The sequence below is a fragment of the Streptomyces boluensis genome (assembly GCF_009908195.1).
GTDB lineage: Bacteria > Actinomycetota > Actinomycetes > Streptomycetales > Streptomycetaceae > Streptomyces > Streptomyces boluensis.
The window spans coordinates 18304-27272 of the sequence record NZ_JAAAHS010000057.1 but is presented as its reverse complement, the minus strand read 5'-3'; the positions used below and the strand labels follow the sequence as shown (position 1 = coordinate 27272).

Below are 8969 nucleotides of genomic sequence, written 5' to 3'. Positions count from 1 at the left end.
GGTCAGGTGCGGGGCGGAGCGGTGGGGGCTGTGATGGCGAACACGTGATCCAACACGTGATCGTCTCGTAACATTGCCTCATGTCGTCGACCGAGCTGCCGGGCGCCCTTGCCACTGCGGTGACCCCGAAGGCGCTGCCCGTGCGTGTCGCCGAGGGGGAGCGGCTGAGTTCGGCGACCCTTCCGGGGCTCACGCTCGCCGTCCGCTCCCGGCCCGCGGCCGCCGAGGGACTCCCCGCCGCGCTGTACGTGCACGGCCTGGGCGGCTCCTCGCAGAACTGGTCGGACCTGATGCCGCTGCTCGCCGACGCGGTGGACGGCGAGGCGCTCGACCTGCCGGGCTTCGGGGACTCCCCGCCGCCCGACGACGGCAACTACTCGGTGACCGGGCACGCGCGCGCGGTCATCCGTTACCTCGACTCCCGTGGGCGCGGGCCCGTGCACCTCTTCGGCAACTCCATGGGCGGGGCCGTCTCCACGCGCGTGGCGGCGGTCCGGCCCGACCTGGTGCGGACGCTGACGCTGATCGCGCCCGCGCTGCCCGAGCTGCGGGTGCAGCACACCGCGGTCCCCACCGCGCTGCTCGCGGTGCCCGGTGTCGCCCAGCTTTTCGCGCGGCTCACCCGGGACTGGACCCCGGAGATGCGCACCCGCGGTGTCATGGCGCTCTGTTACGGCGACCCCGAGCGGGTCAGCCCGGAGGGCTTCGAGCACGCGGTGCACGAAATGGAGCGGCGGCTCCAACTCCCTTATTTCTGGGACGCGATGACCCGCTCGGCGCGTGGCATCGTGGACGCGTACACCCTCGGCGGGCAGCACGGGCTCTGGCGGCAGGCCGAGCGGGTGCTCGCGCCGACCCTCCTCGTCTACGGTGGACGCGACCAGTTGGTCTCGTACCGCATGGCGCAGAAGGCGGCGCGGTCCTTCCCGGACGCGCGACTGCTGACGCTGCCGGACGCCGGGCACGTGGCGATGATGGAGTACCCGGACACGGTGGCCACGGCCTTCCGCGAGCTCCTGGCGGACAACGACGACACGGGTTCGGGGAGCTGAGGGAGCGCGTGGGACGGCACGCACGGCGAGGGACCACGGACAAGGCTGACACCGGGGCCATACCCGTCGCTCCGCAGACGGCATCCGCACCCGCACCCGCCGCCGGGCCTGGCCCCGGACGGCGGCGGCGCTCGGCGGTACCCGGCGCGGACGCGGCCGCTGGAGCGCGGCCCGCCCGCCCCGTACGCACGACGAGCGAAGGGCCGCGGCCGCACCCCGAGCACCGTGAACAGGGCGGCGCCTGGGGCGAGTTCGGGGACGGGGCGTACGCACCGCCGGTGTCTCCCGGTCCGGCGGGGCGGCCGCGGGTGCCAGGGCCGCGGCGGGAGTACGTCGCGGCGTTCGACGGCTTCGACGACACCGCGGGCGGCGGGACCGTCCCGGACGCCGCCCCCGCGTTCGACGCCGACATCGACGCGGACGACGATGTGTTCGCCGCCGGGGCGCCCCCGAAGCGGCCCTCCGATCCGTACGGCGCGGTCACCGACTGGGATCACGACGCCGAGTACGCCGAGGGTGACGTGCCGCCCGACGCGGCGGCCGAGCGGGCCAAGGGCGGCCGGGGGCGTGCGTTCACCGGGATCGCCGCGGCTGCCGTGACCACTGTGCTCGCCGTGGTCGTCGCAGGTCAGGTCACCGAGGGCCGCGAGGGCGACGCGCGCGCCGGGGCCACGGGTGACGGCGGGGCGCACCACGATGCCGACTCCGCGTCCCGGTCCGCCGAGCGACCGCCGCCCGAGGAGCCGAAGACCGAGCCCGAGCCCGCGACGTACGGGCAGAAGATGGGCAAGAAGTATCCGCTGGCCGCCGATCTGGAGGCGAGCGGGGAGTTCGAGGCCATCGGCGGCCTGGACAAGGCGCCGGGCGCCGGGCAGAAGTTCCGCTACCGCGTCGACGTGGAGAAGGGACTCGGCCTGGACGGGAAGCTGTTCGCGCAGGCCGTGCAGAAGACCCTGAACGACAAGCGGAGTTGGGCGCACGGCGGTGGGCGTACCTTCGAGCGGGTCTCCAGCGGGCAGCCGGACTTCGTGATCACCCTCGCGAGCCCCGGTACGACGGGTGTGTGGTGCGCCAAGTCGGGCCTCGACACCACCGAGGACAACGTCTCCTGCGACTCCGCCGCCACCGAGCGCGTCATGATCAACGCCTATCGGTGGGCGCAGGGCGCCAAGACCTACGGCGACGCGATCCATCCGTACCGGCAGATGCTCATCAACCACGAGGTCGGCCACCGGCTCGGGTTCAACCATGTGATGTGCAGCCGGGACGGCGCGCTCGCGCCGGTCATGCAGCAGCAGACCAAGTTCCTGGAGAGCGGCGGCATCAAGTGCCGCCCCAACGCCTGGGCCTTCCCCGGGAATTGACGCTCCGTAACCAAATCCGCGCGTAGCGCAACAGAACGCTACCCGCGCGCGAAAGTTACGGCCGTTCACCCCTTTTGGTGGCGCGACGGACGACTGTCCATCGCGCCACCGGCGTATCCGCATACGTTCGTCCCGCTGCAGGGCCGACCGAGCAACGGCGGCCCCCCACAAGGGAGACAAGGGGGTGGACTCGTGCGCATCGCACTGCTCACGGAGAGTGGTTATCCGTATGTGACCGGTGACGCCAGGCTCTGGTGCGACCGGCTGGTGCGCGGCCTTGAGCAGCACGAATTCAAGGTCTTCGCCCTCTCCCGCAGCGCCGAGCAGGAACAGCAGGGGTGGATCGAACTCCCGCCCCAGGTCCACCGGGTGCGCACCGCGCCGCTGTGGAGCGCCGCCGACGAGCCCGGCGGGGCCGCCGCCGACGGTCCGGGAGCGGGCGGCCGACGGGCGTACGGGCGGCGCCAACGGCGGCGCTTCGTCGAGCACTTCGGGGAACTGGCCGCCGCCATGTGTGCCGGGACCGCGAGCGACGGCGCCGCAGACGTGGCGGACCGTTTCGCCAACGCGCTCTACGGACTCGCCGAACTCGCCCGCGATGAGGGCGGACTCGCCACGGCGCTGCGCTCCGAGACCGCCGTGCGCGCCCTGGAGCGCGCCTGCCGCGCACCCGGAGCGCTGCGCGCCGCGCACGAGGCGCGGGTGCCCGATCTGCTCGCCGTCGCCGCCCTTCTCGAGCAGGCGCTGCGGCCGCTCTCCCTCGACTGGTACGAGGACGAGGAGGGCGGCCTCGGCTCCGTCGACCTCTGCCACGCGGCCTCCGGCGGCTGCGCCGCACTGCCCGGACTCCTCGCCAAGCACTTCTTCGGCGTGCCCCTGCTGGTCACCGAGTACGGCGTGCAACTGCGCGCCCACTATCTCGGGGGCGCGGGGGAGGGCGCCGGTGCGCCCGCGCGTGCGCTGCTCGCGGCCTTCCACGGCCGGCTCGCCGCCGAGGTCTACCGGCAGGCCACGCTCATCACCCCCGGCAACACCCACGCCCGGCGCTGGCAGGAGAAGTGCGGCGCCGAGCGGGGCAAGCTGCGCACCGTCTACCCCGGCATGGCGGCGGGACGGTTCGCCGAGGTCGGTGAGGCCGGGGAGTCGGGGGAGTACCTGGCGGACCCGGGCACCCTGGTGTGGGTCGGCCGGATCGAGCCCGCCAAGGACCTGGTCGGCCTGCTGCACGCCTTCGCCGAGGTCCGCAAGGAGGAGCCCAAGTCCCGGCTGCGGATCGTCGGCGCGCCCGCGCTGGGGGAGGCGGCCGGGGCGTACCTCGCGCACTGCCGGGCGCTGGCCGCGCAGCTCTTTCCGGACGAGGCGGAGGGCGTGCACGCCGTGGGCGACAACCCGGTCTCCTTCGAAGAGATCGGCGGCCCGGACGTGCCGGAGCTCGCGGACGCGTACGCGGCGGGCAGTGTCGTGGTGCTCTCCAGCGTTGTCGAGGGCTTCCCGATCAGCCTGGTCGAGGCGATGTTCTGCGGTCGGGCCACTGTGTCGACCGACACCGGCGCGGTGGTCGAGGTCATCGGCGGCACCGGGCTCGTGGTGCCGCCGCGCAATCCGCGGGCGCTCGCCGACGCGTGCGTGGCGCTGCTGCGCGACCCCGCGCGCCGTGAGCGCCTCGGTGCGGCCGCCCGCGCGCGGGCCCTTGAGCTGTTCACCGTCGAGCAGAACGTCGCGGCGTTTCACAGCATTTACTTGGAGATCGTCGCGCGCTGCCCGGTACGCCGGGAGGTCCTGGACGAGGACGGCGACCCGCTGCCCTTCGCCCACCCCGCCGAGATCCACCTGGCGGGCCAGTGGCCGTCGGGCACGGCTCAGGGCACGGCGCAGGGTGCGGACGACGCGGGGCCCGGTGCGCTCAAGGGGGCGCGGGGCGGGCCCAGTTGGGCGGAGAGCGGGCGGAGCGCGGAGGCGGTCGGGGCGCGCGAGGCGGCTGCGGCTGTTGTGGCTGAGGCCGTTGCCCGTGCTGAGGGTGTGCCCGAGAGCGCGCCCCCCAAGGCCCCGGCCCCGGCCGGCCCGGACGGAAGCCGGACCCCTACGGGTGCGGAGGCCGACGCCCCCGAGGTCGAGATCGAGGTCGCCGTCGACGTAGCGGAGCTGTTCGGTGTCGCCGCGCAAGCCAGTCCCGGTGGTGAGCCGGTCGGGGCCGGGGTCGCCGGGCGTGAGGGGGAGGCATGAGCAAGTCCCGTACGGGTGTGGACGACACACCCGCGGCGCCGGCGAGTCCAGGGGGATGGGACACCCGCTCCGAGGAAGCGCTCGCCGCACCAGGACCGCGCACCGGAAGCGCGGACGGCGCCACCCGCAAGAGGCGCGGCGCCGCCGACCCGGTGAAGGCGCTCCTGCACCGCCACCGCGAGCTCTGCGAACGCGCCGTCGACCCGCTGGAGATCGCCGCGGGCCTCGAAGCGCACGGCGTGACCGACCGGGCCGCCGCACGCTACCGGCACCGGGACGTGTTCTCGCTCGCCGAGGAGATGTACGCGCGCGTGCCGCGTGACGGCGCCCGTACCTCGTCCGTCGTGGCGCCCCCCGAGGACAGGCCCGTCGTCGAGTCGCTGCCCGCCGGGTGGGCGCTGGTCGCGCTGCTGCCCGGGATCGTCTGCGCGGCGGCCGTCGCCGGGTACGAACTCACCGCGGGGCGCGGCAGGTTGACCGTCCTCGTCGCCGGGGCGCTCGTCATCGCGGTGACGCTGCGGTTCGCGCTGCGGCACGGACCGCTGCGGGCCCGAAGGCGCCCGGTGAGCGGCACGCGCGCGTGGAGCGGTTTTCTGCTCCTGTACGCACTCTGCGGTGACGGGCTCCTCGACGGTGCCCTGCGCGGCGGCCCCGACGGGCCCTGGCCGCTCGACACCGCGGCCCTCCTCGGCCTCGGCCTCGCCTTCGCACCGGCCGCCTGGTGCGCGCGCCTCTTCGCCGTACGGGCCCGGCGGCGGCTCGCGCAGAGCCGGGGGCTCGCGGAGTTCGCGGCCGGCGCGCGCCCGCTGCTGCTCGCCGTGGTCGTCCTGTACGCCGCCGCGCTCACCGGGCTGCTCGTCCTCGCCGGACGGTTCCTCGGACAGCAGGGACCTCCCCTAGGGGCAGCCCTCCTCGGCGTACTGCTGCTGCTCGCCCGCCTGTTGACCTCGTACGGCTTCCGGCGGGCGCCCGCACTCGTGCTCGGCTGCGCCTGCGCCGTCGAAGGGCTCGCGGTGGCCGCGGCGTTCGCGGCGCGGCTGCCCGGCTGCGGCTTCCTCGCCGTGCCCGTCGACGCGGTCGGCGCCGGGGCCGTCCCGGTGCTCGCCTGCGGTGCCGGTGCCGCCGTCCTGCTGATCCGGGCGGCCCGGACGCTGGCGCGGGCCTCGGCCCACGCCGGCGGGACCGGGGAGCCGCGGTGAGCCCGGCACCCGAAGGGGAGTGCCGGTGAGACCGGCGCCCCAGCACCGCCCCAAGAACTCCCGCGGGGCCGACACCGCGGGCCTCCCACCTCGTGCAACACCCTGAAGGAGAACACCAGATGACCACCCTCCAGCGCCGAGTATCCGTCCCTGGGGGCGCCCGATGAGGGTGTTGCTGCTCGGAGCCAATGGATTCCTCGGCCGGTTCGTCGCCGACCGGCTGCTCGCCGACCCGGCCGTCCAGTTGACCGCGCTCGGCCGCGGCGACGACGCGGACGTACGGTTCGACCTCGCGAGCGGCAGCCCCGGAGCCCTGGCCCGCTTCCTGGACGCCGTGCACCCGGGCGTCGTCGTGAACTGCGCCGGCGCCACCCGCGGCGGCGCCCGTGACCTGACCCGGCACAACACCGTCGCCGTCGCCTCCGTCTGCGAGGCGCTGCGCCGCAGCGGCTGCGGCGCCCGGCTCGTCCAGCTGGGCTGCGCCGCCGAGTACGGGCCGAGCCAGCCAGGATCGTCCACCGCCGAGGACGCCGCGCCCCGGCCCGGCGGGCCGTACGGCGTGAGCAAGCTGGCCGCCACCGAGCTGGTCCTCGGCTCCGGCCTCGACGCCGTCGTCCTTCGGGTCTTCTCGCCTGCCGGGCCCGGCACCCCGCCCGCGACCCCGCTCGGGCGGCTCGCCGAGGCGATGCGCCGGGCCATGCAGTCCGGCGACGGCGAGCTGAAGCTGGCCGGGCTCGGCGTGCAGCGGGACTTCGTCGACGTACGCGATGTGGCCAGGGCCGTGCACGCGGCGTCCCTGTCGGCCGCGCAGGGCGTGGTCAACATCGGCTCGGGGCGTGCGGTCCGGCTGCGGGACGCGGCCGCGGTGCTCGCCCGGGTCGCCGGGTACGGCGGTGCCCTGCACGAGCTGGACGCCGGGCCCACCGGGCGCCCGGTGATCGGGCACCAGCGCCCCGACCCGGACCACGGGGTGCCGGCCGTCTACCCGTACCCGGACGGCTGCGGCAGCTGGCAGCAGGCCGATGTGCGCACCGCGCGGGACCGGCTCGGCTGGCGGCCCCGGATCAACCTCGAAGAGTCACTCGCCGACATCTGGATGGAGGCGGCATGCCGCATCTGATCTCCCGGACGGGTCCCGCGCACGCCGTCGCCGGGGCCACCATGGGCCTGGGCGTGCCCGGCTACGCGCACCCGCTGCTCGCGCCGACGGAGTGGTCGGAGCTGACCCGCCCCGCCACCCCGCTGCACTGGGTCGTCCTGAACGTCGCGGACGGCCCCGGCGAACGCCCCGACCCGCACTGCCTGGAGGCCGCGGGCCGGATCGGCAACGCCGGGGTCCGGGTCCTCGGCCACCTGGACCTCGCCCACGGCACCCGCGACTTCGGCGAGCTGGTCTCGGACGCGCACCGCTACCTCGACTGGTACCGGATCGACGGCTTCCTGCTGCAGCACTGCCCCGTCGAGCGCGGCGCCCTGCCCGAGGTCCGGCGCGTATCGGGCACCCTCAGGGCGCTGCTGCCCGAGGCGCACCTGGTGTACGGACACGGCACGCACCCCTATCCCGGGTACGCGGAGGAGGCCGACCAGCTGGTCACGTTCTCCGGCGCGTGGCCGGACTACCGCTGGTCGCAGGTGGCCGAGTGGACCGCCGAGTACCCGCCCGAGCGGTTCTGCCACCTGGTGCACGGCGTGCCCGGCGGCCACCTGGAGGAGGCGCTGCGCGTCGCTCGCTGGCAGGGCGCGGGCACGATCTGGTTCACGGACCGCACCGACCGGCACGGCACGGTCGACCCCTTCGGGGCGCTGCCCGGGTACTGGGACGAAATCGTCTCGCGCATCGGACGCGGTGTCTCGGAATGAAGAAGGGTGTGGCAGCGTTACGGAAGAACAACTGTTCCGAATGACTGATCTACGGAGTTCCCGTGTCGCTGCCACCCCTGGTCGAGCCAGCATCTGAGCTCACCGTCGACGAGGTCCGCAGGTACTCCCGCCACCTGATCATCCCCGACGTCGGGATGGACGGGCAGAAGCGGCTGAAGAACGCCAAGGTGCTCGCCGTCGGTGCGGGCGGCCTCGGTTCGCCCGCGCTGATGTACCTGGCCGCGGCGGGCGTCGGCACGCTCGGCATCGTGGAGTTCGACGAGGTCGACGAGTCGAACCTGCAGCGCCAGATCATCCACAGCCAGGCGGACATCGGCCGCTCCAAGGCCGAGTCCGCCAAGGACTCAGTCCTCGGCATCAACCCGTACGTGAACGTGGTCCTGCACGAAGAACGGCTCGAAGCCGAGAACGTGATGGACATCTTCAGCCAGTACGACCTGATCGTCGACGGCACGGACAACTTCGCCACGCGGTACCTGGTCAACGACGCGTGCGTGCTCCTGAACAAGCCGTACGTCTGGGGCTCGATCTACCGCTTCGACGGCCAGGCGTCCGTCTTCTGGAGCGAGCACGGCCCCTGCTACCGCTGCCTCTACCCGGAGCCGCCGCCCCCCGGCATGGTTCCGTCCTGCGCCGAGGGCGGCGTGCTCGGTGTGCTCTGCGCGTCGATCGGTTCCATCCAGGTCAACGAGGCCATCAAGCTCCTCGCGGGCATCGGCGACCCGCTGGTCGGCCGCCTGATGATCTACGACGCCCTGGAGATGCAGTACCGCCAGGTCAAGGTCCGCAAGGACCCCGAGTGCGCGGTGTGCGGCGAGAACCCCACGGTCACCGAGCTCATCGACTACGAGGCGTTCTGCGGCGTCGTCTCCGAGGAGGCCCAGGAGGCCGCGCTCGGCTCCACGATCACTCCGGCGCAGCTCAAGGAGTGGATCGACGGCGACGAGAAGATCGAGATCATCGACGTCCGTGAGCAGAACGAGTACGAGATCGTCTCGATCCCCGGCGCGAAGCTGATCCCGAAGAACGAGTTCCTGATGGGCAACGCCCTCCAGGACCTCCCGCAGGACCGGAAGATCGTCCTGCATTGCAAGACGGGTGTCCGCAGTGCGGAGGTTCTCGCGGTGCTGAAGTCGGCTGGATTCGCGGATGCGGTCCACGTGGGCGGTGGCGTGATCGGTTGGGTCAACCAGATCGAGCCGTCGAAGCCGATCTACTAGGTCGTTCTACGCAGGGCCACCGGCGCACCC

The 8969-nt window shown here is 73.7% G+C and carries 7 protein-coding genes; all 7 read left to right on the top strand.

Features of this window, described 5'->3' with window-relative positions; translation table 11 throughout:
- Window positions 1-80 precede the first annotated feature (80 nt).
- The 7 genes from GUY60_RS10710 (at window position 81) to moeZ (ending at window position 8939) form a co-directional block, all read left to right on the top strand.
- Entirely contained in the window at window positions 81-1052 is a 972-nt protein-coding gene (locus tag GUY60_RS10710) for an alpha/beta fold hydrolase (RefSeq protein WP_161696303.1), read from the top strand.
- An 8-nt stretch (window positions 1053-1060) separates the two neighbouring features.
- Complete coding sequence (locus tag GUY60_RS10705) at window positions 1061-2416, top strand: DUF3152 domain-containing protein (protein ID WP_161696301.1); 1356 nt, start codon at window positions 1061-1063, stop codon at window positions 2414-2416.
- 192 nt (window positions 2417-2608) lie between these two features.
- On the top strand, window positions 2609-4639 hold the full coding sequence (locus GUY60_RS10700) for a DUF3492 domain-containing protein (protein WP_312866249.1): 2031 nt from the start codon (window positions 2609-2611) through the stop codon (window positions 4637-4639).
- Window positions 4636-5838, top strand: coding sequence for a hypothetical protein (locus GUY60_RS10695; RefSeq protein ID WP_187369977.1), 1203 nt, complete (start codon window positions 4636-4638; stop codon window positions 5836-5838). The genes GUY60_RS10700 and GUY60_RS10695 overlap by 4 nt, the downstream gene beginning before the upstream one ends.
- Window positions 5839-6001: 163 nt before the next feature.
- The gene (locus tag GUY60_RS10690; RefSeq protein ID WP_161696299.1) at window positions 6002-6958 is read left to right on the top strand and encodes an NAD-dependent epimerase/dehydratase family protein; all 957 of its coding nucleotides are present in this window, start codon (window positions 6002-6004) and stop codon (window positions 6956-6958) included.
- Entirely contained in the window at window positions 6946-7698 is a 753-nt protein-coding gene (locus GUY60_RS10685) for a spherulation-specific family 4 protein (protein ID WP_161696297.1), read from the top strand. The genes GUY60_RS10690 and GUY60_RS10685 overlap by 13 nt, the downstream gene beginning before the upstream one ends.
- Before the next feature lie 62 nt (window positions 7699-7760).
- On the top strand, window positions 7761-8939 hold the full coding sequence (moeZ, locus tag GUY60_RS10680; protein WP_161696295.1) for an adenylyltransferase/sulfurtransferase MoeZ: 1179 nt from the start codon (window positions 7761-7763) through the stop codon (window positions 8937-8939).
- Window positions 8940-8969: the final 30 nt, after the last annotated feature.